Source organism: Pimelobacter simplex (assembly GCF_024662235.1).
Classification (GTDB): Bacteria; Actinomycetota; Actinomycetes; order Propionibacteriales; family Nocardioidaceae; genus Nocardioides.
Genome location: NZ_CP096276.1, coordinates 1,216,229 through 1,241,035 on the forward strand (window position 1 = coordinate 1,216,229; position 24,807 = coordinate 1,241,035).

26 protein-coding genes are annotated in these 24,807 nt (G+C 73.9%); 21 read left to right on the top strand and 5 right to left on the bottom strand.

Features of this window, described 5'->3' with window-relative positions; genetic code table 11:
* The first annotated feature begins 27 nt into the window (after window positions 1-27).
* Window positions 28-1,179, top strand: coding sequence for a flavodoxin-dependent (E)-4-hydroxy-3-methylbut-2-enyl-diphosphate synthase (ispG, locus tag M0M48_RS05835; protein ID WP_215815276.1), 1,152 nt, complete (start codon window positions 28-30; stop codon window positions 1,177-1,179).
* On the opposite strand, the gene M0M48_RS05840 is transcribed toward ispG, so the two are convergent.
* The gene (locus M0M48_RS05840) at window positions 1,176-2,078 is read right to left on the bottom strand and encodes a homocysteine S-methyltransferase family protein (protein WP_257750419.1); all 903 of its coding nucleotides are present in this window, start codon (window positions 2,076-2,078) and stop codon (window positions 1,176-1,178) included. The two genes, ispG and M0M48_RS05840, sit on opposite strands and share 4 nt — an antisense overlap.
* An 87-nt stretch (window positions 2,079-2,165) precedes the next feature.
* Here M0M48_RS05840 and M0M48_RS05845 point away from each other — a divergent pair, with 87 nt between their 5' ends.
* Window positions 2,166-3,011: a GNAT family N-acetyltransferase gene (locus M0M48_RS05845; RefSeq protein ID WP_257750420.1), complete on the top strand. Its 846-nt coding sequence runs from the start codon at window positions 2,166-2,168 to the stop codon at window positions 3,009-3,011.
* Here the strand turns inward: M0M48_RS05845 and M0M48_RS05850 are convergent.
* The gene (locus tag M0M48_RS05850) at window positions 3,001-3,618 is read right to left on the bottom strand and encodes a TetR/AcrR family transcriptional regulator (RefSeq protein ID WP_257750421.1); all 618 of its coding nucleotides are present in this window, start codon (window positions 3,616-3,618) and stop codon (window positions 3,001-3,003) included. The two genes, M0M48_RS05845 and M0M48_RS05850, sit on opposite strands and share 11 nt — an antisense overlap.
* Before the next feature lie 104 nt (window positions 3,619-3,722).
* Here M0M48_RS05850 and M0M48_RS05855 point away from each other — a divergent pair, with 104 nt between their 5' ends.
* Genes M0M48_RS05855 through M0M48_RS05880 form a run of 6 tightly spaced genes read left to right on the top strand, consistent with a single transcriptional unit; the run spans window position 3,723 to window position 9,525 of the window.
* Window positions 3,723-5,474, top strand: coding sequence for a hydroxysqualene dehydroxylase (locus M0M48_RS05855; RefSeq protein WP_257750422.1), 1,752 nt, complete (start codon window positions 3,723-3,725; stop codon window positions 5,472-5,474).
* A gap of 12 nt (window positions 5,475-5,486) precedes the next feature.
* Window positions 5,487-6,428, top strand: a complete 942-nt coding sequence (locus tag M0M48_RS05860) for a hypothetical protein (protein WP_257750423.1) — start codon at window positions 5,487-5,489, stop codon at window positions 6,426-6,428.
* 43 nt (window positions 6,429-6,471) lie between these two features.
* A complete protein-coding gene (locus tag M0M48_RS05865) occupies window positions 6,472-6,594 on the top strand; it encodes a hypothetical protein (RefSeq protein ID WP_257750424.1) in 123 nt (40 codons plus the stop codon).
* A gap of 22 nt (window positions 6,595-6,616) precedes the next feature.
* On the top strand, window positions 6,617-6,982 hold the full coding sequence (locus M0M48_RS05870; RefSeq protein WP_215815270.1) for a DoxX family protein: 366 nt from the start codon (window positions 6,617-6,619) through the stop codon (window positions 6,980-6,982).
* 58 nt (window positions 6,983-7,040) lie between these two features.
* Entirely contained in the window at window positions 7,041-8,810 is a 1,770-nt protein-coding gene (locus M0M48_RS05875) for a proline--tRNA ligase (protein ID WP_257750425.1), read from the top strand.
* 4 nt (window positions 8,811-8,814) lie between these two features.
* Window positions 8,815-9,525 carry an HAD family hydrolase gene (locus M0M48_RS05880; RefSeq protein WP_257750426.1) on the top strand — a complete coding sequence of 237 codons (711 nt, stop codon included), beginning with the start codon at window positions 8,815-8,817 and terminating at the stop codon, window positions 9,523-9,525.
* Window positions 9,526-9,786: 261 nt separating this feature from the next.
* On the opposite strand, the gene M0M48_RS05885 is transcribed toward M0M48_RS05880, so the two are convergent.
* Together M0M48_RS05885 and M0M48_RS05890 are read right to left on the bottom strand one after the other, a co-directional pair.
* The gene (locus M0M48_RS05885) at window positions 9,787-10,245 is read right to left on the bottom strand and encodes a ferritin-like domain-containing protein (RefSeq protein WP_257750427.1); all 459 of its coding nucleotides are present in this window, start codon (window positions 10,243-10,245) and stop codon (window positions 9,787-9,789) included.
* On the bottom strand, window positions 10,242-10,763 hold the full coding sequence (locus tag M0M48_RS05890; protein ID WP_257750428.1) for a hypothetical protein: 522 nt from the start codon (window positions 10,761-10,763) through the stop codon (window positions 10,242-10,244). Before M0M48_RS05890 ends, M0M48_RS05885 begins: the two co-directional genes overlap by 4 nt.
* A 69-nt stretch (window positions 10,764-10,832) precedes the next feature.
* On the opposite strand from M0M48_RS05890, the gene rimP reads away from it, so the two are divergent.
* The 13 genes from rimP to M0M48_RS05955 all read left to right on the top strand — a co-directional run bounded on the left by rimP (window position 10,833) and on the right by M0M48_RS05955 (window position 23,659).
* Window positions 10,833-11,369, top strand: coding sequence for a ribosome maturation factor RimP (gene rimP / locus M0M48_RS05895; RefSeq protein ID WP_257750429.1), 537 nt, complete (start codon window positions 10,833-10,835; stop codon window positions 11,367-11,369).
* A complete protein-coding gene (gene nusA, locus M0M48_RS05900) occupies window positions 11,369-12,343 on the top strand; it encodes a transcription termination factor NusA (RefSeq protein ID WP_257750430.1) in 975 nt (324 codons plus the stop codon). The genes rimP and nusA overlap by 1 nt, the downstream gene beginning before the upstream one ends.
* A gap of 42 nt (window positions 12,344-12,385) precedes the next feature.
* On the top strand, window positions 12,386-13,906 hold the full coding sequence (locus M0M48_RS05905; protein ID WP_257750431.1) for a hypothetical protein: 1,521 nt from the start codon (window positions 12,386-12,388) through the stop codon (window positions 13,904-13,906).
* Window positions 13,907-14,003: 97 nt separating this feature from the next.
* Entirely contained in the window at window positions 14,004-14,357 is a 354-nt protein-coding gene (locus M0M48_RS05910) for a YlxR family protein (RefSeq protein WP_257750432.1), read from the top strand.
* A 97-nt stretch (window positions 14,358-14,454) separates the two neighbouring features.
* The gene (locus tag M0M48_RS05915; RefSeq protein WP_257759314.1) at window positions 14,455-15,195 is read left to right on the top strand and encodes a translation initiation factor IF-2 N-terminal domain-containing protein; all 741 of its coding nucleotides are present in this window, start codon (window positions 14,455-14,457) and stop codon (window positions 15,193-15,195) included.
* A gap of 314 nt (window positions 15,196-15,509) precedes the next feature.
* The gene (gene infB, locus M0M48_RS05920) at window positions 15,510-17,351 is read left to right on the top strand and encodes a translation initiation factor IF-2 (protein ID WP_257759315.1); all 1,842 of its coding nucleotides are present in this window, start codon (window positions 15,510-15,512) and stop codon (window positions 17,349-17,351) included.
* A gap of 83 nt (window positions 17,352-17,434) precedes the next feature.
* On the top strand, window positions 17,435-17,884 hold the full coding sequence (gene rbfA, locus M0M48_RS05925; protein ID WP_215815261.1) for a 30S ribosome-binding factor RbfA: 450 nt from the start codon (window positions 17,435-17,437) through the stop codon (window positions 17,882-17,884).
* The gene (truB, locus tag M0M48_RS05930) at window positions 17,881-18,750 is read left to right on the top strand and encodes a tRNA pseudouridine(55) synthase TruB (protein WP_257759316.1); all 870 of its coding nucleotides are present in this window, start codon (window positions 17,881-17,883) and stop codon (window positions 18,748-18,750) included. Before rbfA ends, truB begins: the two co-directional genes overlap by 4 nt.
* Window positions 18,747-19,679, top strand: a complete 933-nt coding sequence (locus tag M0M48_RS05935) for a hypothetical protein (RefSeq protein ID WP_257750434.1) — start codon at window positions 18,747-18,749, stop codon at window positions 19,677-19,679. Before truB ends, M0M48_RS05935 begins: the two co-directional genes overlap by 4 nt.
* Window positions 19,680-19,711: 32 nt before the next feature.
* Window positions 19,712-20,659, top strand: coding sequence for a bifunctional riboflavin kinase/FAD synthetase (locus tag M0M48_RS05940; protein WP_257750435.1), 948 nt, complete (start codon window positions 19,712-19,714; stop codon window positions 20,657-20,659).
* Window positions 20,659-21,672, top strand: coding sequence for a hypothetical protein (locus M0M48_RS05945; protein ID WP_257750436.1), 1,014 nt, complete (start codon window positions 20,659-20,661; stop codon window positions 21,670-21,672). Before M0M48_RS05940 ends, M0M48_RS05945 begins: the two co-directional genes overlap by 1 nt.
* Window positions 21,669-22,448: a nucleoside hydrolase gene (locus tag M0M48_RS05950; protein ID WP_257750437.1), complete on the top strand. Its 780-nt coding sequence runs from the start codon at window positions 21,669-21,671 to the stop codon at window positions 22,446-22,448. The genes M0M48_RS05945 and M0M48_RS05950 overlap by 4 nt, the downstream gene beginning before the upstream one ends.
* 32 nt (window positions 22,449-22,480) lie before the next feature.
* Window positions 22,481-23,659, top strand: coding sequence for a molybdopterin-dependent oxidoreductase (locus M0M48_RS05955; RefSeq protein WP_257750438.1), 1,179 nt, complete (start codon window positions 22,481-22,483; stop codon window positions 23,657-23,659).
* Here the strand turns inward: M0M48_RS05955 and M0M48_RS05960 are convergent.
* Window positions 23,656-24,804 (bottom strand): hypothetical protein, encoded by a 1,149-nt coding sequence (locus M0M48_RS05960; RefSeq protein WP_257750439.1) that lies wholly within the window; start codon window positions 24,802-24,804, stop codon window positions 23,656-23,658. The two genes, M0M48_RS05955 and M0M48_RS05960, sit on opposite strands and share 4 nt — an antisense overlap.
* Window positions 24,805-24,807 lie beyond the last annotated feature (3 nt).

The following is a 24,807-nucleotide window of genomic DNA, read 5'->3' on the forward strand; positions in this document are numbered from 1 at the left end:
CACCCCACCCGCGACTAACCTGGACCCATGACGTCGATCAGCCTGGGCATGCCGGCCGCGCCGCCGCCGGTGCTCGCCCCCCGTCGTACCACCCGCCAGATCCAGGTGGGCAAGGTCGGGGTCGGCAGCGACCACCCGATCTCGGTGCAGTCGATGACCACGACGCTGACCTCCGACGTCAACTCCACGCTCCAGCAGATCGCCGAGCTCACCGCGGCCGGCTGCGACATCGTCCGGGTGGCCTGCCCCAGCCAGGACGACGCCGAGGCGCTTCCCGAGATCGCCCAGCACAGCCAGATCCCGGTCATCGCCGACATCCACTTTCAGCCGAAGTACGTCTTCGCCGCGATCGAGGCCGGCTGCGCCGCCGTCCGGGTCAACCCGGGCAACATCAAGAAGTTCGACGACCAGGTCAAGGAGATCGCCGCGGCCGCCAAGGACCACGGCACCTCGATCCGGATCGGCGTCAACGCGGGCTCGCTCGACAAGCGGCTGCTCGAGAAGTACGGCAAGGCCACCCCCGAGGCGCTCGTCGAGTCGGCGGTCTGGGAGGCGAGCCTCTTCGAGGAGCACGGCTTCCGCGACTTCAAGATCTCGGTCAAGCACAACGACCCCGTCGTCATGGTGCGCGCCTACGAGCTGCTCGCCGAGGCGGGCGACTGGCCGCTGCACCTCGGGGTGACCGAGGCCGGTCCGGCGTTCCAGGGCACCATCAAGTCGGCGACCGCCTTCGGCGCGCTCCTCTCGCGCGGCATCGGCGACACCATCCGGGTCTCGCTCTCGGCGCCGCCGGTCGAGGAGGTCAAGGTCGGCATCCAGATCCTCCAGTCGCTCAACCTGCGCCCGCGCAAGCTCGAGATCGTCTCGTGCCCCTCGTGCGGCCGGGCCCAGGTCGACGTCTACACGCTGGCCGAGCGGGTCACCGCCGGTCTCGACGGGCTCGAGGTCCCGCTGCGCGTGGCCGTCATGGGCTGTGTCGTCAATGGTCCCGGTGAGGCCCGCGAGGCCGACCTGGGTGTCGCCTCCGGCAACGGCAAGGGCCAGATCTTCGTCAAGGGCGAGGTCATCAAGACCGTGCCCGAGGCCGAGATCGTCGAGACCCTGATCGAGGAGGCGATGAAGATCGCCGAGTCGATGGAGCCGGTCGAGGGCGCCGAGCCCACCGTCTCGGTCTCCTAGGCAGGCCCGGGGACGCCCCACATCGCGGCCACGTGCCGCGCATCGGTCCCGCAGCAGCCGCCCAGGACCGTCACCGCCGTGAAGGCGTCGAGCAGCGGTCGCTGGTCGGCGGCGAGCCGATCGGGATCGCCCGCGTCGAGGGTCGGTGCGGCGTCCAGCTCGGCATGGCTCATCGTCGAGGCGTTGACCCGCAGGCCGCCCACCCGGTCGCGCCAGGCGCCCTCGTCGAGTCCGCGCGCGACGTGGCTCGGGTGCGCGCAGTTGACCACGAAGTACGCCGGCGGCGCCGCCGCGTCGACCGCAGCGACCGCGGCGGCCAGCGTCGTCCCGTCCGGCAGCCGACCGTCGGTCTCGACGGTGAACCCGATCCCGGCCGGCAGGCCGACGTCGGCGGCCGCGCGGCTGATGCCGATCGCCTCGCCGACCTCGGTCAGGGTCAGCGCCGTGGCCCGGTCCGCGCCGCCGGCCGCGAACGAGGCGAGCTGCGGTCGGTGGTACTCGGCGGCCGCGTCGGGGTCGACCGGTCCGGCCGAGGCGTAGCCGTCGCCGCGCGGGCCCAGCATCCCGCCGACCTGCCAGCCCACCAGCTCGTCGGCCCGCTCCGCCGCGACCTCGCGCAGCAGGTCGAGGCTCGCCCGATCGATCCGGTCGAGCGCCGCGGCGTCGTACCCGAGGACGGCGGCGTGGTCGGGGTTGGCCCGCCAGGTCGGTGCCTCCAGCAGCACGGGTGCCTGCGCGCGCACGGCGATGTCGACGTAGCCGCGGTAGTAGTCGCGCAGCACCGCCCGGCCCTCCTCGGAGTCGAGCAGCGGGAAGGCGGCGAACTCGGGTAGGTCGAAGCCGCGCAGGAAGATCAGCTCGGTCTCCAGACCGCCGTCCGTCACGTGTCGTGTCGTCATCGGGCACCTCCGCCGGTCGCACCAGTGTGCGCTCGGAGAGAACGGGGACGCCATCCCAAGAACCGGGGAGTGCCCTAGGCTCGGGCCGTGTTGACGACCCGGTCCGGTGTGCGCGTGCTCGCGCAGACCGACCTGCCCGCGTTCCTGGCCCTGGCCGGCCAGGACCCGGTCGCCAACGTCTTCGCGATCCACCGCGCCCACACCACCAACCTCGAGCCGCGCTGGCTCGGTGGCGAGATGTGGGGCCGGTTCCGCGAGGGTGAGCTCGTCGCGGCCTGCCACGTCGCCGCCAACCTGGTGCCGGTGCAGGCCACCGCCGACGACGCGGCCCGGTTCGCCGAGCGGGCCCTGGCCCGGCGTCGTACGGTCTCGACGATCGTGGGCCCGCAGGAGCCGGTCCGCGCCTTCTGGGGTCAGGTCGCCCCTCACTGGGGCCAGCCGCGCGACGTGCGCTGGGACCAGCGGCACCTGGCGATCGACACCGCACCCGCGATCACCCCCGACCACGGCGTGCGCGCCGGCGTCCGCGACGACCTGGCCACCCTCTACCCGGCCTGCGTGGCGATGTACACCGAGGAGGTCGGCGTCTCGCCCGAGACCGGCGGGGGCGGCGACCTCTACCGGGCTCGCGTCGCCCAGCTCGTCGGCCGCGGCTGGTCCTTCGTCCGGTACGACGGCGACGAGCTCGTCTTCAAGGCCGAGGTCGCCTGCGCGACCCCCGACGCGGCCCAGATCCAGGGGGTCTGGGTGCCACCGCACCGGCGCGGCGAGGGCCTGGCCACGGCAGGCATGGCCGCGGTCGTGCACCAGGTGCGCGCCCGGATCTCGCCGACGGTCTCGCTCTACGTCAACGACTGGAACCACGCGGCCCGCAAGGCCTACGAGCGCGTCGGCTTCGTCGAGACGGCGCGCTTCGCGACCGTCATGTTCTGACCCGCGGCAGCCCGTTCCACAGCAGCTGGGCCGCGACGTCGGTGACCTCGTCGAGCGAGGCGTCCGGGTGCTCCTGCCACCAGCGCGCGACACCGTCGACCCCGGTGATGAGCAGCTCGACCACGACCGCCGCGGGGGTCGTCCCGGCGGCCAGCCCGGCGCGGGCGAGGTCGGGGCCGAGCATCGTCGCGACCGCCTGGGTGCGCGCGGCGCGGAAGGCGTGCACGGCCTGGTCGAGCCCCGGGTCACCCGTGGGGATCGGGTCGACGAGCAGCCGGCGGGCGGCCGGGCGCTGCTGCGCGAACGAGAGGTACGCCGCCACGGTGGCCCGCATCCGCGCCCGGCCGGCGCCGGCCCCGGTGATGCCGCTGCCGACCTCGGCGAGCATCGCGGCGTTCTCGGTGCCGAGCACGTGCAGGTAGAGCGCGCGCTTGTCTTGGAAGTGGTCGTAGAGCACGGTGCGCGAGACGCCGGCGGCGGCCGCGATCTCGCCGACCGACGCGGCGTCGTACCCGCGCTCGGCGAAGACCTCGACGGCCGCGGCCTCGATCCGCTCCCGGCGTGCGGACGCGGTCAGCCGGCGGCGGACGGAACCGGACGCGCTCACGGTCGCCTCCTCGGGGGCCCTTGACCTCGCATGGCGGGGTCACGATACTCGGCGGCACGCAGTTACCGACAGTAGTGTCGGTTGAGATCATGGGGTGATCGCGGATGGCGCAGCGTGTGGACCGTCGTACCTTGCTCCTGTCGTCGGCCGCGGCCGGCGCGGGCGCCGTCCTGGCCGGCACCGGCCTGGCGCCGGCGTTCGCCGCCACGCCCGGACGCCGGGCCGTCGTCCTCGGCGGCGGGATGGCGGGGCTGACCGCCGCCCACGAGCTCGTCGAGCGCGGCTTCGAGGTGACGGTCTTCGAGCCGTCCGCCTGGGGAGGCAAGGCGCGGAGCATCCCCGTGGCCGGCACCGGCACGGGCGGCCGTGCGGACCTGCCGGGCGAGCACGGCTTCCGGTTCTTCCCCGGCTTCTACCACCACGTGCCCGAGACGATGAGACGCATCCCGTTCGGCACGGGCACCGTCGGCGACAACCTCGTCGCGGCCACCGGCGGCAAGTTCCTGCGCGCGGGGGAGCGGGCCGACGGCTTCGTCTTCGGCATCGGGCCGGACCCCCAGCAGCTGCTCACGGTCGACGGCCTGCGCCGCTACCTGCGCGACACCCTCGGCGGCCGAACCGTCCCGCCCCAGGAGCTCGCCTACTTCGTCGAGCGGCTCCTCGTCTTCCTGACCAGCTGCGACGAGCGCCGCTTGGGCCAGTGGGAGAAGGTCAGCTGGTGGGACTTCGTCGGCGCCGGCAAGCGCTCGAAGGAGTACCAGCGCGTCCTCGCCGCCGGCCTGACCCGCAGCCTGGTCGCGGCCAAGGAGACGATCGCCAGCACCCGCACCATCGGCAACATGGGCGAGGCGTTCGTCTACAACATGATGGGCCGCGGCAACGACGGCGCACTCGACCGCGTCCTCGACCTGCCCACCAACGAGGCGTGGATCGACCCGTGGACGGCGTACCTGCGCGGTCGCGGGGTGCGCCTGGTGTTCGGCCAGCGCCTCGTCCGGTACGACATCGAGCGCGGCCGGGTCGCCGCGGCCGTCCTCGCCGACGCCTCGGGCGCCACGACCCGGGTCGAGGCCGACTGGTTCGTCAGCGCGATGCCCGTCGAGCGCGTCGTACCGACGCTGACGCCGGCCGTGCTCGGGCTCGCGCCCGAGCTCGAGGAGCTCGGCACCCTGACCACCGACTGGATGGTGGGCATCCAGTTCTTCCTGCGCGCGCCGGTCAAGCTCACCCACGGCCACATCACGTTCCTCGACGCGCCGTGGTCGCTGACCGCGCTGACCCAGGGCCAGTTCTGGGCGGACCGCACGATCACCCGCGACTACGGCGACGGCGCGGTCGTCGACATCCTCTCGATCGACATCTCCAACTGGGACGCGCCGGGCATCCTCTACGGCAAGACCGCCAAGGAGTGCACGCCCGCCGAGATCGCCGCCGAGGTGCTCGCCCAGGTCCGGGCCCACCACACGGCCGGCGACCTGCTCCCCGAGGGGATCATCCACTCCTGGTTCCTCGACCCCGGCGTGCGCTGGGACGCCGCCCAGCGCCGCAACACCAACGAGACGCCGCTGCTCGTCAACACCGTCGACTCCTGGTCGCGGCGCCCGACCGCCCGGACCGGCGTACCGAACCTGATGATGAGCGGCGACTTCGTGCAGACCGACATCGATCTGGCCACCATGGAGGGCGCCAACGAGTCGGCCCGGCACGCGGTCAACGCGATCCTCGACGAGTCGGGCTCGTCCGCCGCACGGGCGAAGACCTTCCGGCTCTACGACCCGCCGGAGTTCACGCTGCTCAAGCAGACCGACCGGCTGCTCTACAAGCTCGGCCGGCGCAACCTGCTTGACCTGGGGTGACACCCTGCCTGCATGCGGAGCTGGGTGCTGGCTGTCTGTGTGGCGGCGGTCGGTCTGTCGGGATGCACGGGCGCGCCCGAGGCCGACCCGGACCAGCGTCTGTCGTGGCGCGAGATCGAGGGCGACGGCACCGGCGGCGACGGGCGCGTCGCCGTGTTCCTGTCGGCGTACGCCGACGCGGCGGAGCCGCGTGGCTTCCTGGGCCTCGTCGACGGCGAGGGCCGCACGGAGTTCCTGACGACCGAGACCCGCGCCGACGGGGTGCTGGCCGCGCACGACGGCGAGCTCTGCGCCTCCGACCGCCGGTGGCGCTACCGGATCACGCCTTCCGGCGGGGAGCGGACGGCGCTTCGCGGCGGTGACGATGCACCGGTGGGCCGCTGGGCGGGCGTCCGGCCCGACGGCGGCGGGTGCGTGACCGTCGTCAGCGGGGTCTCGAACGAGGTCCTGTGGGAGACCGACGGCCGTGACCGGCGCTCCGTCGTACCGGGCGTCGTGGGGCCGGCCGGACTGTCGCCGGACGCTCTCTGGGTGCTCGGTGCGCCGCTGTCCGGCCCCGGCCCCCAGACGCTCTACCGGACCGACCTCGCCACCGGCGAGACCACCGAGCACCTGTCCTGGCAGGTGGGGTCCGACACGCTCACCGACCTGTTCTGGCACGACGGCCGCCTGGTCGCCCTCGACGCGGACCTGCGCCTTGCCGAGCTCGACCCCGTGGCGCGCCGCGCCGACACGACCCTGCTCCAGCACCCGGCCGGCGGCGGGCCGAGCGCGGCGCCCCCGGTCCACGGCGCCGCCACGGCCCTGCGCGCGGGCCACCTCGACGGCGACACCCTGTACACCGCCGACAGCGCCGGTGAGATCCTCGGCGTCGACCTGACCACCCGCCGGATCCGGGTCGTCGGCACGCTGAGCCCCGAGTCCGCCGCGGCCGTCGACGCGGCCGCCGCGTGACGGCGACCGGCTCCACCTCGTCCTCGTCGGCGCCGACGACGAGGTGACGCTCGAGACCTACGACCTGACCACGGGGGAGCGGGCCAAGCGCCAGGAGGTCGACGGCTGGTCCTCGCTGCTGGAGGGCGACCGGGTCCTGCTCACCGGAGCCGCGGCGCTCGGGTAGGCGCGGCTGCCATGATGGCGCCATGAGCCTGCCCGCGGGAGCCAAGGTCGTCACCGGTGCGTTCGTCGTCAGCGGCGTCGTGCACCTGGTCAAGCCCGAGGTCTTCGAGCCCCTGATGCCCCGGCAGCTGCCCGCGCACCGCGAGATCATCCTGGCCAGCGGCGTCGCCGAGCTGTTGTGCGCCGCGGGCCTGGTCGCGCCCCGGACCCGCAAGGTCGCCGGCTACGCCAGCGCCGCGCTGCTCGCCGGCGTCTTCCCCGGCAACGTGCAGATGGCGCTCGACGCGCTGCGCGGCGACAACGCTCCGCTCAAGGCGGTCTCGCTGGCCCGGCTGCCGCTCCAGTGGCCGCTGATCCGCTCCGCGCTCAAGGCGGCGCGCACCGCCTGAACGTCCCGGGACGTTACTGGTTCGCCCCGCGTCGTACCCCGGCCGTAGGCTTCGCCCCGTGCTGATGCGGATGTCGACCCTGTTCGTTCGGACCCTGCGCGAGGACCCCTCGGACGCGGAGGTCCCGAGCCACCGGCTGCTCGTGCGCGCCGGCTACATCCGCCGCGCCGCGCCGGGCATCTACACCTGGCTGCCGCTGGGCCTGGCCGTGCTGCGCAAGATCGAGGGCATCATCCGCGAGGAGATGAACGGCATCGGCGCGCAGGAGGTCACCTTCCCCGCGCTGCTGCCCCGCGAGCCCTACGAGGCGACCGGCCGCTGGGCCGAGTACGGCGACAACATCTTCCGGCTCAAGGACCGCAAGGACGCCGACTACCTGCTCGGCCCCACGCACGAGGAGATGTTCACGCTCCTGGTCAAGGACATGTACAGCTCCTACAAGGACCTGCCCCTGAGCCTCTACCAGATCCAGACGAAGTACCGCGACGAGGCGCGGCCCCGCGCCGGGCTGCTGCGCGGGCGCGAGTTCACCATGAAGGACTCCTACTCCTTCGACGTGAACGACGCCGGCCTCGACGCGTCGTACCAGAAGCACCGCGCGGCGTACGTGCGGATCTTCGCCCGGCTCGGCTTCGACTACGCGATCGTCAAGGCGACCGCGGGCGCGATGGGCGGCTCGAAGTCCGAGGAGTTCCTCGCCAAGGCCGAGGTCGGCGAGGACACCTACGTCCGCTGCACCCACTGCGACTACGCCGCCAACGTCGAGGCGGTCGAGGTCCGCCCGCCCGCCCCCGTGGCCTACGACGACGCGCCCGCCGCGCACGCCGAGGACACCCCCGGCACGCCCACCATCGAGAGCCTGGTCGACTACCTCAACGCGGCCTTCCCCCGCGCGGACCGGCCCTGGGCCGCCGGCGACACGCTCAAGAACGTGCTCGTCGTCCTCAAGCACCCCGACGGCACCCGCGAGCCCCTCGCCATCGGCCTGCCCGGCGACCGCGAGGTCGACCAGAAGCGCCTCGAGGGCCAGCTCGAGCCGATCGAGGTCGAGCCCATGGACGAGGCCGAGCTCGCCAAGCACCCCGCGCTGGTCAAGGGCTACATCGGGCCCGGCGTCCTCGGTGAGGACAACAAGACCGGCATCCGCTACCTCGTCGACCCCCGTGTCGCCGAGGGCACCCGCTGGGTCACCGGCGCCGACGAGTCCGGCCGCCACGTCCTCGACCTCGTCGCCGGACGCGACTTCACGCCCGACGGCACCATCGAGGCCGCCGACGTCCGCGACGGCGACCACTGCCCGCACTGCGCGGACGGCACGCTCGAGTCCGCGCGCGGCATCGAGATGGGCCACGTCTTCCAGCTCGGCCGCAAGTACGCCGAGGCCCTCGACCTCAAGGTGCTCGACGAGAACGGCAAGCTCGTCACCGTCACCATGGGCTCCTACGGCGTCGGCGTCACCCGCGCGGTGGGCGCGATCGCCGAGAACAGCCTCGACGAGATCGGCCTGTGCTGGCCCCGCAACGTCGCCCCGGCCGACCTCCACGTCGTCGCCGCGGGCAAGGAGGAGGCGGTCTTCGCCGCCGCCGACGCGCTCGTCGCGGGCCTCACCGGCGCCGGCCTCGACGTCCTCTACGACGACCGCACCGGCAAGGTCAGCCCCGGCGTGAAGTTCAAGGACGCCGAGCTGATCGGCTGCCCGACCATCGTCACGGTCGGCCGCGGCGTGGCCGACGGGGTCATCGAGGTCAAGGACCGTCGTACGGGGGAGCGGCAGGAGCTCACCCTCGACGGCGCGGTCGACGCGCTGGCGGCGATCGTCCGCGGCTGACGCCATGACGATCGAGGCGGTCATCTTCGACTGGGGCGGCACGCTGACCGCCTGGCACGACATCGACTTCCACGCGGAGTCGCTCGCGCTGGCCCAGGCGGTGCTGGCCACGCCGGACACCTCCGACGACCACCACGCCCACGCCGCCCGGCTGCACGAGGCCGGCAGCGTGATCTGGGGCCGCAGCCGCGACCACCAGCAGTCCTCGACGATCGCCGACCTCTTCACCGCGGCCGGGCTCGAGCACGACGCCGACCTGCTCGACGCCTACTACTCCTTCTGGGAGCCGCACACGCTCACCGATCCCGAGGTGCGGCCGCTGTGGGAGTGGCTGCGCGCCGAGGGGATCAAGGTCGGGATCCTGTCCAACACGATCTGGCCGCGGCGCTGGCACCGCGGCTACTTCGAGCGCGACGGCGTCCTGGACCTCATCGACGGCGACGTCTACACGAGCGAGATCCCCTGGACGAAGCCCTCGCCGCTCGCCTTCCGGGCCGCGATGGACGCCGTGGGCGTCGCCGACCCGGCGCGGTGCGTCTACGTCGGTGACCGGCTCTTCGACGACGTCTGGGGCGCCCAGCACGCCGGGATGCGCGCCGTCCACATCCCGCACAGCGCGATCCCGGCCGACCAGGTCGGCCACACCGAGGGCGAGCCGGACGCCGTCGCGCACCGCCTGGCGGACCTCCCGGAGCTCCTCGCGCCGTGGCGTTGAGCCCCTCCGGGGGAGTGCGCGCGACAGCATGTCGCGGCTGCAGGTTTGTGCACTGCATGTTTATGAGGATCGCGGGAGCGGGACGCTGGGAGCGTTCTGTTGCATGATTGTGCACAGGTGCTGGTGAGCCCCACCTCTCCCTGCACCTGATGACCGTTGTCCCCGGTCACCAGCGGTTCGCGACCCCGACTTCGGGGGACGTCTCGGGAGTTCCCCGGATGTCGGAGGTCGCGGACCGTTGGTCTTTTTCCGGCCGGGCGCTCAGAGGCCGGGCAGCCGGTCCGGCGCCGCGCCGAAGCCCAGGCCGCGCACCGCGGCGTCGAGCAGGGCGGTGATCGCCCAGGCGCGGGTCTCGCCGGTCGAGCTGGCCACGAGATAGGCGTACGTCGCCGCCGCGGCCTCCTCCAGCGCCCGCCCCCGCGCGCTCACCGCGCCGGACGAGCCGAGGTCGGCCGGCAGCTGGTAGCCGGGCTCGGCCGCGACCGGCTCGGCGCCGGCGGCGTGGATCCGGGCGATCAGCTCGTCGCGGCGCCCCCGGTGCACCGTGTACGCCGCGGTGACGGCGCCGTACAGCGCCGGGGTGCGCGACTGGGAGGTCTGCCCGCCGAGGGCGCCGTAGACGAAGACGGCGGCGTGCTCGGCGGCGAGCGTCTGCTGCAGCGCGGTGACCGTGGGGTCGGCACTGCCGGTGGGGGTCGGGGTGGGTGTCGGCGTGCTCATCCGAGCACCGCCCGCTGCTGGGCGATCGCGGCGGCCATCGCGGCGAAGAGCTGGGCGAGCGCGCCGCTCTGGGCCTGCTGGGCGGCGCCGACGAGCCGGGTCTGGAGGTCGGCCTCGGCGCGCAGCAGCCGGCGCAGGGCGGCCGGGCGGGGGCCGGAGGCGGCCGGCGGGGTGGCCGGAGCGGTGATCGTGCCGCCCAGCTCGGCGACGTGGGCGGCGTGGAGCCGGGTCAGCGTCGCGGTGGTCTTGGCCAGCGCGGGGACGGCCGTGGTGGTCGCCGCGACGAGCGCGCTGGTGGCCGAGATCGCCGTCACGACGTCCTCGACGAGGGTGCTGTCGGCGTCCTCGGCGGGGGCGGTCGGGGTGACCGCGCCGGACGGGCTGCCCGACACGCCCGGGTCGTCCTCACGTCCGAGGACGTCGTCGAGCAGGTCGCACCCGCTCAGTGCCAGGGCCGCACCGCCGAGGCCGCCGGCGACGAGGAGCCGTCGCGAGACGGGAGCGGGGCTGGCGGGCACGCGGTGACCCTACCCGTCCGGGTATCGTGGACCCCGCACAGCCACAACAGGACACGGGGAGGACTCCCAATGGGTACTCATTCCGCTCAGGGAACGACCGCAGAGCGAATCGAGCAGGTCCTCGCCACGCCGCTGGCGGCGCTCGGGCTCGACGTCGAGGCGGTGGAGCTGACCCCCGCGGGCAAGCGCCGCGTCCTGCGCGTCGCCGTCGACACCGACGGCGGCCTGACGCTGGACGACGTCGCCGCGGCCACCAAGGTCATCGACCAGGTCCTCGAGGACGACGGCCCCGACGGCGCCAGCTTGGCGATGGGCCAGCAGCCCTACACGCTCGAGGTCACCTCGCGCGGCGTCGACCGGCCGCTGACGCTGCCCCGCCACTGGCGGCGCAACGCGGGCCGCCTGGTCAAGCTGACCCACGGCGCCGAGGGCACCGAGGCCACCGAGGTGGTGGGCCGGATCGGCGCGAGCGACGACGAGGGCGTGACCCTCGACGTGGCCGGCACCGAGCTCCGGCTGCCGTACGACGAGGTGCGCAAGGCACTGGTGCAGATCGAGTTCAACCGCAAGGACAACGACGTAGACATGGACAAGGACGCCGACTGATGGACATCGACCTCAGCATCCTCCGGACGCTGGAGCGCGAGAAGGAGATCAAGTTCGACGTCCTCGTCGAGGCGATCGAGCAGGCGCTGCTCACGGCGTACCACAAGACGGAGGGCTCGGTCGCGCAGGCGCGTGTCGAGCTCAACCGCAAGACCGGGCACGTCAGCGTGCTCGCCGCCGAGCTCGACGGCGAGGGCAACAAGGTCGGCGAGTTCGACGACACCCCCGACGGCTTCGGCCGGATCGCGGCCACGACGGCCAAGCAGATCATGCTGCAGCGGCTGCGCGACGCCGAGGACGAGATCAAGTTCGGTGAGTTCTCCGGCAAGGAGGGCGACATCATCTCGGGCGTGATCCAGCAGGGTCGCAACCCCGACGACGTGCTCGTCGACCTCGGCAAGGTCGAGGCCCAGCTGCCGGCCAGCGAGCGGGTCCCCGGCGAGGACTACAGCCACGGCACGCGCATCAAGTGCCTGGTGATCTCGGTCCGCAAGGGCATGCGCGGTCCCCAGATCACGCTCTCGCGCTCGCACCCCAACCTGGTCAAGAAGCTCTTCGCGCTCGAGGTCCCCGAGATCGCCGACGGCACCGTCGAGATCTCCGCGATCGCGCGCGAGGCCGGGCACCGCACCAAGATCGCGGTCCGCTCGACCGTGGCCGGCGTCAACCCCAAGGGCGCCTGCATCGGCCCGATGGGCCAGCGCGTGCGCAACGTGATGTCCGAGCTCGGCGGCGAGAAGATCGACATCGTCGACTGGTCCGAGGACCCGGCCACCCTGGTCGCCCACGCGCTCTCGCCGGCGCAGGTGCAGTCGGTGACCGTGGTCGACGCCGCGGCCAAGTCGGCGCGCGTCGTCGTCCCGGACTTCCAGCTGTCGCTGGCCATCGGCAAGGAGGGCCAGAACGCCCGCCTCGCCGCGCGCCTGACCGGCTGGCGCATCGACATCCACTCCGACGAGGAGTCGGCCGACTGACCGCCGACGGAACCGGCGGCCCGCCCGGGCCGTCATTCCGTCATGAGGTGCACGCTGCCGCTCGGCACCGCCCTGCTCGCGCTCGTCCTGGTCGCGAGCGGGTGCGGTGACCGACCCGCTCCACCGGCGGACGCGCAGGGGGAGTGGTCCGGCCAGCGGCTGGCCGGTCCGGTCGGCCCCGACCAGTCCCCGCGGCTGGCGACCGCCGGCGACGACGCGCTCGTGCTGCTCGTCTCCGGGCACGGCCGGGTCCAGCCGCACGTCTCCCGCGACGGCGCGCCCTTCGCGGCCGGTACGCCGTTCGCGACCGGCCTCGACGGCTTCTTCGACGTGCTGACGCCGGTGCGGCTCGCCGACGGCACCTGGTACACGGTCGCCACCGGCGGCGACGACTACGTCGTGCGCACGCTGCGCAGCACCGATGGCCTCGCCTGGACGGTCGAGCCGGCCACCGGCGTCACCGGCCGGGCCGAGGTCACCGCGCTGATCGCGACCGCCGACGGCGTCGCAGCGGTCGGGGTACGACGCCACGCCGCCGACCCGAGCATGGGCGGCTTCTCGGCGCTGGCCTGGCGCAGCACCGACGGTCGCGCGTTCACCGAGGTCGCCCTGCCGGAGGTGCCGGTCTACCGCGGCTACCGCACGGAGTCGTCGGTGAGCGGGTTGGTCCCGGTCGCCGGCGGCGCGCTGCTCGCGACCGGCCGAGCGGGCCGCGCGGCGCGGGTCTGGCGCTCCGCCGACCAGGGCGCGAGCTGGACGGCGGTCGACGACCCGCTCCTCGCTCGGGCCGACGGCGTCGACCAACCGGTCGCCGACGGCGACCGGGTGCTCGCCTCGGTCAGCGGGCTGAGCCATCCCGTCGTCCTCTCGGACGACGGCGGGCGGAGCTGGCGGATCGACCGCGGGCTCCAGGTCCCGCCCGAGAGCGACGACTGGGTGCCGCTGTGGCAGGCCGGAAGCCGGACCCTGACCGTCCGCTCCGCGGCCGCCGAGGGAGCGGACTGGAGCCGTCCCGAGGCCTGCTACGCCGACCTCGACCAGTGCGGCGCCGGCGCCGGTCCGGGCCCGCGGCTCGCGGTCAGCGAGGACGGCGCGCACTGGCGTGCGGTCCTCGGGCCAACGGACGTCGACGCGGCCGCCGCGACCGCCGATGGCCGGCTGCTCGTGCTGCGCTCGGGCGCCAAGGGGAGGTTCCTCGACACCTGGCCGGCCGGCGTCCCGCTCGCCGACGCGCCCGGCCTCGACCGGCCGCGGACCGTCGACCTGGTCCGGCTCGCGGAGGGGGAGCGGCCCGCGGTCGGCACCCGCTACGCCGCGCCGCTGTACACCCACTGCGGCATCGACCGGATCTGGTTCGGCGAGCAGAGCTGGCAGCGCACCGACGACGGCCCCGGCTACGAGGCCGGCGACCGGCCGCCCGCGGGCTGGCCGATCCCGCCCGGCGGCGGCAGCGTCTACGGCTACGCCACGCTCGGTGCCGATGGTGTGCTCACCTACGCCGACGGTGACGGGGCGGTGCTGGCGACGTACGAGAAGGCCGCGGAGCCCTTCTTCTGCGCGTGAACGCGTGGGTGCTGTGACCGACGTCGCTCCCGGCGAGGGTGCCGGTTCGTGATCTGCGCAGCCCGGGCGGTAGTGTTGACCCTCGGTGGCACGCCGAATGAATTCCCCTGCACGCCCAGACGACCTTCCCCTCGGGGAGCCCGTCCGGACCTGCGTCGGATGCCGGCAGCGGGCCGCCAAACGCGAGTTGTTGCGGGTGACCGCCGGCTCGGGGCCCGACGGCCGACCGGTCGTCGTCCCTGATCCTGACGGCACTGCACCGGGGCGTGGAGCGCACCTGCACCCCACCACCGGTTGCTACGACCTCGCGGTGCGGCGGAAGGCCTTCTCCCGTGCGCTCCGGTTCACGCCGGGTGCGGGTGGCCTTTCCAGTGCGCCGGTGGGGGAGTACGTCGCCTCGCTGATCCAACCGACCGAATCCGTCAACAGAGACTGGAGCAACAGCTCATGAGCACTCGATGAGTATCTCGCGATGAGCCAGTTCGTTCTGCTGCACCACCCATCGACGGTCTGAGATCCACCCCGGGTCTTGGGCCATTAGGAGAAACGTGGCCAAGACCCGAGTTTCCGAACTCGCGAAGAAGTACGGCATCAAGAGCGCCGATGCGCTCAAGATGCTCAACGACATCGGCGAGTTCGCCAAGACTGCCTCCTCGAGCATCGAGCTTCCTGCTGTCAAGAAGTTCGAGGACACCTACGGCACGGAGCTTCTCTCGAAGATGAAGCCCGCTGCCGACGCGCCGGCCAAGCCGGCCGCGCCCAAGCCCGCTCCGGCCAAGAAGGCCGCGGCCGCCCCCGCTCCGGAGGCGCCCGCTGCCGAGGTTCCGGTCCAGGCCCCTGCCGCTCCGGCTGCCGAGGCTGCTCCGGCCGCCGAGGCGCCCGCCCCGGCTGCTCCCGCGGCCAAGCCCGCGACGCCCGCTGCTGCGCCTGGCCCCCGGCCGGGTCCGCGCCCGGTCCGGCCAAGACGCCGGAGCCCGAGCCCGAGCCGGTCTCCCCGGCCGAGCCCGAGCAGCCCGCCGCGGCCGCGGCGGCTCCCGAGGCTCCGGCCAAGCCGGCCACCCCGGGTCCCAAGCCCCCGACGCCCAAGGCTCCGGCCCCGCGTCCGGTCGGCAAGCCCGGCGGTACGCCGCGCCCGGGCAACAACCCCTTCGCACCCAGCCAGGGCATGGGCCGTCGTCCCGCTCCGCCGCCGCGCGAGGGTGAGGCCGGTCCGGCCGGCCCGCGTCCGCCGGCCGGTGCCGGTGGTGGCGGTGGCCGTCCCGGTATGCCGCGTCCCAACCCGGCGATGATGCCGAAGTCCCCGGCCGCGTTCGGCCAGGGCCCCGGCGGTCGTGGTCCGGGTCGTCCCGGCGGCGGCCCCGGTCGTCCCGGTGGCGGCGGTGCGCCCGGTCGTGGCGGTGCTCCGGGTCGTCCCGGCGCCGGCGCGGGTGCCGGTGCGCCCGGTCGCGGTCCCGGTGGCTTCGGCCCCGGTGGCGGCGGTCGTCCCGGTGGCGGTGGCCGTCCCGGTCAGCGTGGCCAGACCCAGGGTGCCTTCGGTCGCCCCGGCGGTCCGGCCCGGCGTGGACGCAAGTCCAAGCGGGCGCGTCGCCAGGAGTTCGAGGCCATGGAGGCCCCGACGATCGGCGGCATGCGGGTCCGCAAGGGCAACGGCGAGACGATCCGTCTCGCCCGTGGCTCCTCGCTGACCGACTTCGCCGAGAAGATCGGCGTCGACGCGGCCTCGCTCGTGCAGATGCTCTTCCACCTCGGCGAGATGGTCACGGCCACCCAGTCGGTGGGCGACGAGACGCTGGAGCTGCTCGGTGACGAGCTCAACTACGTCGTCGAGGTCGTCTCCCCGGAGGACGAGGACCGCGAGCTGCTCGAGTCGTTCGACATCGAGTTCGGTGCCGACGAGGGCGGCGAGGACGACCTGGTCGTCCGTCCGCCGGTCGTGACCGTCATGGGTCACGTCGACCACGGTAAGACCCGCCTCCTCGACGCGCTGCGCAACGCCAACGTCGTCGAGGGCGAGGCCGGTGGCATCACCCAGCACATCGGTGCCTACCAGGTCCACACCGAGGTCGACGGCAACGACCGCCGGATCACCTTCATCGACACCCCGGGTCACGAGGCGTTCACCGCCATGCGTGCCCGTGGTGCCCAGGCGACCGACATCGCCGTCCTGGTGGTCGCGGCCGACGACGGCGTCATGCCGCAGACGGTCGAGGCGCTCAACCACGCCAAGGCGGCCGGTGTGCCGATCGTGGTCGCGGTCAACAAGATCGACAAGGAGACCGCCGACCCGACCAAGGTCCGCGGCCAGCTCTCCGAGTACGGCCTCGTCCCCGAGGAGTACGGCGGCGACGCGATGTTCGTCGACGTCTCGGCCAAGGCCGGTCTCCACCTCGACAAGCTGCTCGAGGCGATCGTCCTGACCGCCGACGCGTCGCTGGACCTGCGGGCCAACCCGACGCAGGACGCCCAGGGTCTCGTGGTCGAGGCGCACCTGGACCGCGGTCGCGGCCCGGTGGCGACCATCCTCGTCCAGCGCGGCACGCTCAAGGTCGGCGACTCGATCGTCGCCGGTCCGGCCCACGGCCGGGTCCGCGCGATGCTCGACGAGCACGGCAACGAGCTCACCGAGGCCGACCCGGCGCGTCCGGCGATGGTTCTGGGTCTGTCGTCCGTCCCGGGCGCCGGCCAGAACTTCATCGTGGTCGAGGACGACCGGATGGCGCGCCAGATCGCTGAGAAGCGTGAGGCCCGCGAGCGGGCGGCCATGCAGGCCAAGCGCCGCGTGCGTCGTACGCTCGAGGACTTCATGGCCTCCATGGAGAAGGGCGAGAGCCAGGAGCTCAACCTCATCCTCAAGGGCGATGTGTCCGGTTCGGTCGAGGCCCTCGAGGACGCCCTCGCCCAGATCGACGTCGGCGACGAGGTCAGCCTGCGGGTCATCGACCGCGGTGTCGGTGCGATCACCGAGACCAACGTCGACCTGGCCGCCGCCTCCGACGCCATCATCATCGGCTTCAACGTCCGGCCCCAGGGCAAGGCGGGCCAGATGGCGGAGAAGGAGGGCGTCGAGATCCGCTACTACTCGGTCATCTACCAGGCGATCGAGGAGATCGAGGCGGCCCTCAAGGGCATGCTCAAGCCGGAGTACGAGGAGCACGCTCTCGGTCAGGCGGAGATCCGTGCGATCTTCCGCTCGTCCAAGATCGGCAACATCGCCGGCTGCATGGTCATCGACGGAGTCATCCGCCGCAACGCCAAGGTGCGCGTCCTGCGCGACGGCGCCGTGGTGGCCGACAACCTCGACCTGGCCTCGCTCAAGCGCGAGAAGGACGATGCGTCCGAGGTCCGCGAAGGCTTCGAGTGCGGTCTCGTGCTCAAGAACTTCCAGGACATCAAGGAAGGCGACATCGTCGAGGCCTTCGAGATGCGGGAGATCCCGCGCTCCTGAGGCGCTGATGCACCACCGTGCTGCGCCGCCCGCTCCGTCACCGGGGCGGGCGGCGCAGCCGTTCTACTGATAGGAATCTGATCATGGCCAGCCCGCGCGTGCGCAAGATCGCCGACCGGATCCAGGTGATCGTCGCCGAGATGCTCGAGCGGCGCGTCAAGGACCCCCGCCTGGGGTTCGTGACCGTCACCGAGGTCCGGATGACCGGTGACGCCCAGAACGCCACCATCTACTACACCGTGCTCGGCGAGGACGCCGACCAGCAGGCGACCGCCCAGGCGCTGGAGTCGGCCAAGGGCCTGCTCCGCTCCGAGGTCGGCAAGCAGCTCGGCATGCGGACCGTCCCCTCGCTCGCCTTCGAGTTCGACGGCATCCCCGAGAGCGCGCGGCACCTCGACGAGGTCCTCGCCAAGGCCCGTGAGGCCGACGCGGCCGTCGCGGCCGCCCGCGAGGGTGCCGAGCCGGCCGGCGAGCCGGACCCGTACAAGAAGCCGCGCGAGATCGTCGACGAAGAGGCCGAGGACACCGAGTGACCTCGTCCGGCGCGCCGTCCGGGCTGGTCGTCGTCGACAAGCCCGGCGGCATGACGTCGCACGCCGTCGTCTCCCGGGTACGACGCACGCTCGGCACCCGCAAGGTCGGGCACGCCGGCACCCTCGACCCGATGGCGACCGGCGTGCTCGTGCTGGGCGTCGAGCGAGCGACCCGGCTGCTCGGTCACCTCATGCTGACCGAGAAGACCTACTCCGCGACCGTCCGGCTCGGCCAGGTCACCACGACCGACGACGCCGAGGGCGAGACCACCGCGACCATCCCGACCGCGCACGTCACCGAGGACGCCGTGCGGACCGCGCTCGCCGCGTTCGAGGGCGAGATCTCTCAGGTGCCCTCGACCGTCTCCGCGATCAAGGTCGACGGCAAGCGCGCTTACGCCCGGGCCCGGGCTGGCGAGGAGGTCGAGCTCAAGGCCCGGCCGGTGACGATCCACGAGATCACCGCCGGCGGGTTCCGCCGCGAGGGCGACTTCCTCGACCTGGAGATCCGGGTGCGCTGCTCCAGCGGCACCTACATCCGCGCGATCGCCCGTGACCTGGGTGCGGCGCTGGGCGTGGGCGGTCACCTGACGGCGCTGCGCCGGCACGCCGTCGGCCCCTTCACGCTCGCCACCGCCTGCACCGACCTCGACGACCTCCAGGTCACCCCGCTCGCCGACGCCGCCCGGGCGACCTTCCCCGCCGTCGACCTGGACGCCGAGCAGGCCCAGGCGGTGCGCTACGGACGGCCGCTGCCGCTGGTGATCGACGAGCTGACCGGCGTCTTCGACCCGGCCGGTGAGTTCCTCGCGCTCTACAAGCCCGAGGGCGCCACCGCCCGGCCCGCGGCGGTCTTCGTCGGGTGAGCCGGCGGCACGCCCTCGGCGCCCTGCTGGCCCTCGTCGTGCTGACGGGGTGCTCGGCGGGCGCCGACGAGCCGCGCCCCGAGCCGGCCGCGCGAGCGATGCCGGACTGCGCCGGCGAGCGCCCCGCCGTCCGCACCTACGACGCCCCGGTGGCCGAGCTGAGCGTCGCCTCGTTCAACGTCGACCGCACCGGGCGCCCGCGCGCCATCGCCGCCGACGTACGCCGCCTGCTGGGTCGCGACGACCTCGATCTGGTCGGCTGGCAGGAGGCCGACACCGACGCCTTCGCCCGCGCGGTGCGGGCCGTGCCGGGCTGGCGCACCGAGATCCTCGACGCCGCCGACGGTCAGCGCCAGGTGCCGATCAGCTGGCGCACCGCGCGGTGGGCGCTCGTCTCGGTCACCGCCCACCCGATGACCGAGGGCGCCGGCCGGGACCGCACCGACCACCCGTTCCGGCCCAAGTGGGCCACCTCGGTGACCCTGCGGCACCGGGCCAGCGGGCGTGAGGTCACGCTGCTCGACACCCACGTCCCCAACCACGTCGAGACCGGCGACCGCTGGGAGGACAACGTCAACGCCCGCGCCGCCCGGCAGCACTACCGCCGCCTGGCCGACCTGCTGGGCCGGCCCGGCGGCGTACGGCTGGCGACGGGGGACTTCCAGTGGGACCACCACGACGACCTCGCCGCCCGCCCGCGCGGCGGGATCACCGACGCCTTCGCGGGCCGCGCGCGCAGCTCGTTCGAGGTGCTGGGGCTCACCGGCGTCTGCCCGACCCGCAACACGCGCTGGATCGACTACGTCTGGATCGACGAGCCCTCGCTCGCCGCGGGCCGGGCCGGGTTCGTGACCCACCGCTCGCTCGACGGCTACGCCTCGGACCACCGGCCGATGCTCGCCACGATCGCGCTGCTGCCCGGACGCTGAGCCTGCGACCCGGATGTGGGAGAGTTGCCGCCGTGCGAGTGTGGCGCGACTTCTCCGAGGTGCCGAGTGATCTCGGCCGCACGGTGGTGACGATCGGCAACTTCGACGGCATGCACCTGGGACACCAGCACGTCGTCCGGCGGGCCCGCGAGGTCGCCGCCGAGGTCGGCGTCGACCACGTCGTGGCGGTGACCTTCGACCCGCACCCGATCGCGGTGCTGCGGCCCGAGCACGCCCCGCCGACGCTGACCACCATCGAGGGCCGGCTGCGGCTGCTGGGCGAGGCGGGCGTGGACGACGTGCTCGTCATCCCGTTCTCCCGCGAGATCGCCGACTGGACCCCGCAGGAGTTCATCGACCGGATCCTGCTCGCCGCGCTGCACGCCAAGGCGGTCGTGGTGGGCGCGAACTTCCGCTTCGGCAACCGTGCGGCCGGTGACTGCAACCTGCTCCGGGCGGCCGGCGCCGAGCACGACTTCGTGCTCGAGGAGGTCAGCCTCGACGGCGGACCCCAGGTGTGGTCCTCGACGTACGTCCGGACCTGCCTGGCCGCCGGTGACGTGACCGGGGCCGCCGAGGCGCTGGGCCGGCCCTTCACCACCCGCGGGATCGTCGTCGAGGGCGACAAGCGCGGCCGCGAGCTGGGCTACCCGACGGCCAACGTCCCGGTCCGCTCCGGCGCGGCGGTGCCCGCCGACGGCGTCTACGCCGGGCGGCTGACGGTGCTCGACGGACCCGACGCGGGGATGACCTACCCGGCGGCGATCAGCGTGGGCACCAACCCGACCTTCGCGGGGGAGCGGGAGAGCCGGGTCGAGTCCTACGTGCTCGACCGGACCGACCTGTACCTCTACGGCCGCCAGGTCGAGGTCGCCTTCGCCGAGCGGCTGCGCGGCATGGTCCGCTTCGACTCGGTCGAGGACCTGCTCACCGCCATGGCCGACGACGTCGCCCGGGCCCGCACGATCCTCGCGGACTGATGCCCGAGGGCACCCGCTCCGACGTGGCCGCCGCGGAGCGGTGGTTCGTCGACCACGGGCTGCCGTACTTCGTCGACGACTACCGCGCCGCCGTCGCCCGGGGGCTGAGCCGCGCGCGGCTGGTGCCGGTGCTGGCCGCGTCGGTCGTCGTGGGCGCGCTCGCCGGGGCACTGACCGGACCGTGGCTGGGTGCCGCGGCCGCGCTCGGGGCCGCGTTGACGGCGCTCGGCGTCGTCCTCGCCGGGTACGCCGTCGCGACCCTGCGCGCCTGGCTGATCGTGGGCTGGGCGGTACGGCGTACCTTCCGCTCGCTGGGGCTCATGGTCCCGCTGGTGACCCGGGCGCTGCCCCTGCTGCTGCTCTTCGTCACGTTCCTGTTCATCAACGCCGAGGTCTGGCAGGTCGCGGCGAGCCTCGACGGCGGCGTGCTGTGGGTGGCGGTGCTGCTCTTCGCCGCGATGGCGGTGGGCTTCCTGCTCACCCGGCTGCCCGAGGAGCTCGACAGCGTCGACGACGAGGTCGAGGGCAAGCAGCTCGTCGACGCGTGCACCGGGACGCCGCTCGAGCCCGCCGCGCGCCGGATCGCCGGGCAGGTCGACCGGGTCGGCGCCGTCGACGCCGAGGTGACCGGGCTCCAGAAGGCCAACCTGGTCCTCGTGCTGCTGGTCGCCCAGGCCGTGCAGGTGCTGCTCCTGGCGCTGGCGGTCTTCGCGTTCTTCATCGTCTTCGGCCTGGTCGCGATGGACCCGGCGGTCGTCAGCCTGTGGACCACGCACCCGCTGCACCCGATCGACGGGCCGCTCGGTGAGCTCTTCGGCGACCGGCTGAGCCTCGAGCTGCTGCGGGTCTCGACCTTCCTGGCGGCGTTCAGCGGGCTCTACTTCACCGTCTACGCGGTGACCGACGAGCTCTACCGCCGGCAGTTCTTCTCGACCGTCATCCGTGAGCTCGAGCGCGCGGTGAGCGCGCGGGTCGCCTATCGCTGGCTGCGCGACGACGAGGAGCTCGCGTGACCACGCCGCTCGTCCTCGCCGCCGACGCGAACACCGACGACGCCGTCGCGATCCTCCTCGCGGCGCGGCACCCCCACCTCGACCTGCGCGGGGTCAGCACGGCGAGCGCCGACGAGGCCGCCGCCCTGCGCGACCTGGTCGCGCCCGGCGAGGTCGGCGAGGTCGGGTTCCACGCCGGTCCCGACTGGCTGGTCCGGACCCTGCGCGAGGCGCCGGAGCCGGTCACGCTGGTCACGACCGGGCCGCTGAGCCACGTCGCCGCCGCGCTCGCCGCGGACCGCTCGATCGCCCGTGCGGTGGCTCGGCTGGTCGTGCTCGGGGGAGCGCACCGGGCGGCGGGCGTGACGGCCCACGCCGAGCGCAACGTGTGGACCGATCCCGACGCCGCGGCCGCCGTCCTCGCCGCGCCCTTTCGCGACACGCTGCTGGTGACCGCCGACGCCACGGCCGCGGCGGCGCTGACCCCGGCGGACCTCGACCGCCTCCACGCCTCCGGCACCGCGGCGGCCCGCGCCGCGGCCGGGCTGTGCGCGGAGCGCCTCGACCGCGGCGCACTCGTGCACGACCCGCTCGCGGTGGCTGCGGTCGTGGACCCGACCCTGCTCACCACCCTGCGCGCCACCGTCCGGGTGGAGCGCACCGACCCGGCGACGTACGGCGCCACGCGGTTCGCCGCCGAGCTCGACGAGAAGCGCGGCCGGACCACGGTGGCCGTCGGCGCCGACCGGGTCCGGTACGCCGGCCTGCTCTGCACCACGCTCGGAAAACGCTACTAAGTTCAGCAAGTCACTCGTGTTACCGTCGGGAGATGACGGACAACGCACTGCGCCGCCGGGCGCTGCTCGGGCTGCCGCTGGCCGGCGCCGCCGCTGCCGTGGCCGCCCAGGTCGGACCGCTCGCCCAGCGCGCGCTCGCCGGGGCACCGGCGATCCGCAAGGCCCTCCCGGCGTCCTGGTTCATCGACTACGGCACCAACGCGGAGACCCGCTGGGACTCCGTCGACCCACGCCGCTACCGCACGCCCCAGGCGCGGCTGTTCGTGCGCAACCACACCGCGACGCCCACGATCGACCCGGCCGGCTACCGGCTGCGGGTCTTCGGGGACGGCCTGCGCGACCCCTCCGGGACCGAGCTCAGCCTGCGCGACCTGCGCCGGCGGTTCCGGACCGTCGAGGTGACCACCGTCCACGAGTGCACCGGCAACGGCCGCAGTCTCTTCGCGAGCCAGCAGGGCGCGACGGTGTCCGGCACGCCCTGGACGCTCGGCGCGGTCGGCACGGTCACCTGGCAGGGCGTGCGGCTGCGCGACGTACTGGCCGCGACGGGACTGCGCCCCGAGGCGGTGTCGATCCAGGCGACGGGCCTCGACGCGCCGTACGTCGACAAGGGGGTGGACCACGGCCGGGTCCGCCGCCCGTTCCCGGTCGCCAAGGCGCTCGACGACGCGCTGCTGGCCTGGGGCGCGAACGGCGAGCCGCTGCTGCCCGACCACGGCTACCCCCTGCGGCTCGTGCTGCCCGGCTGGATCGGGATCGCCAGCATCAAGTGGCTCGGCTCGCTCGAGGTCGCCACCACCGACCTCACCTCGCCGTGGAACACCCGGTGGTACAACATCGACGGCCCCCTGAGCGTCAACCCGGTCCGCTCCGCCTGGGAGCTGGCCTGGCAGGCGCGGCTCCCGGCTGCCCGCAAGGTCGCCCTGACCGGCCGCTCGTGGTCCGGCGCGGCGCCGATCGCCCGGGTCGACGTCAGCACCGACGGCGGCGCCACCTGGTCCCGGGCCCGGCTGCACCACGCGCCCCGGCGTACCCGGGGCCACGGCTGGACGCAGTGGAGCCACACCTGGCACCGGCCCGCGGCGGGCGCCCACGAGCTGCTGGCGCGCGCCACCGATGCGCGCGGACGGACCCAGCCGGACGTCGCCGCGGTCAACCCCAACGGCTACTTCTTCGACGCCGTGGTGCGGCACCCGGTGACGGTCGGCTAGCCGCGCCGCTCGGCGAGCAGCGCCGCCGTCGCGTCGCGGTCGTCCGGCAACCCGACCTGCATCCGGGCGAGCTTGGCGTTGCCGTTGGTGGGGCCCCAGGTCGCGTCGTTGGCGACGAGCGCGGCCACGACCGCGCACTGAGCGGCGCTCCACGCCGGCGCCGGGTCCGGGCGCACGCCGGGCGTGAAGACCACCTCGGGGAAGGTCCGGCGCAGGATCGGCGCGACGTCGGAGTCGACCGTGAACGCCCCGCCGGCCGCGATCATCGCGGTCAGCGCCGGGAGCATCTCGTCGAGGCCGACGTCCGCACGCTCCAGCAGCTCGCCCAGCAGCACCAGTCGCACGTGCCGCCCGAGCTGGGGCGGCCGCTCGGTGAACCAGGCGTCGCACGCCGCCGGGTCGCGCAGCGCCGCGATCAGCTCGGCGCTGCCGGCCGGCCCCCGCTCGCCCAGCGCGGCGCACGCCCGGACCGCCGGGTCGGGATCGGTGAGCCAGGGGCTCGTGTCCCCGCCGCCGTCGCGCACGGCGAGGACCCGGGCGGCCTTCTCGTCGCGGTCGGCCGAGGCGGTGACCAGGTCGGACAGTGCGCTCACCACGGGGGCCTGTGCCTCCTCGCCGAGCAGGGCGGTGGCAGCGCCGAGGGCGGCGACGGCCTCGCGCCGTACGTCGGGGGCGGGGTGGTCCAGGAGCGGGCTCGCCGCTGCCGCGACCTGCGGTGCGAGCGCTCGTACGTCGACGACGGCGCGCCTCATGAGCAGGTCCACGACCGGGCTCGACCACGCCTCCTCGTCCTCGGCGGCGCTCGCCCGGAGGAAGGCGTCGACCTCCGCCTCGTTCGGTTCGGGCACCGGCTCGGCGCCGACACCGGACTGCCGGGCGGCGTCCATCGCCCACGCCAGCCACTGCAGCATCCCGGCCCGGGCCGGTGCCTGCGCCGCCGGTTCCGCCACGGCTGCGGCCACCTCGGCCACGGCCGCCGGCGTGGCCGTCCAGATGGTGCCCTGGTGGAGCACCGCGCTGTCGAGGTGGTCCAGCGCCTCGTCGATCTCGTCGTCGTCGCTGCCGCGGAGGGCGGCGAGGTGGTCGGGGGTGTCGGTGGCCGGGCCGTAGGCGTGGAAGAGCCGGTCCCAGGGAGTCGCGGTCACGCG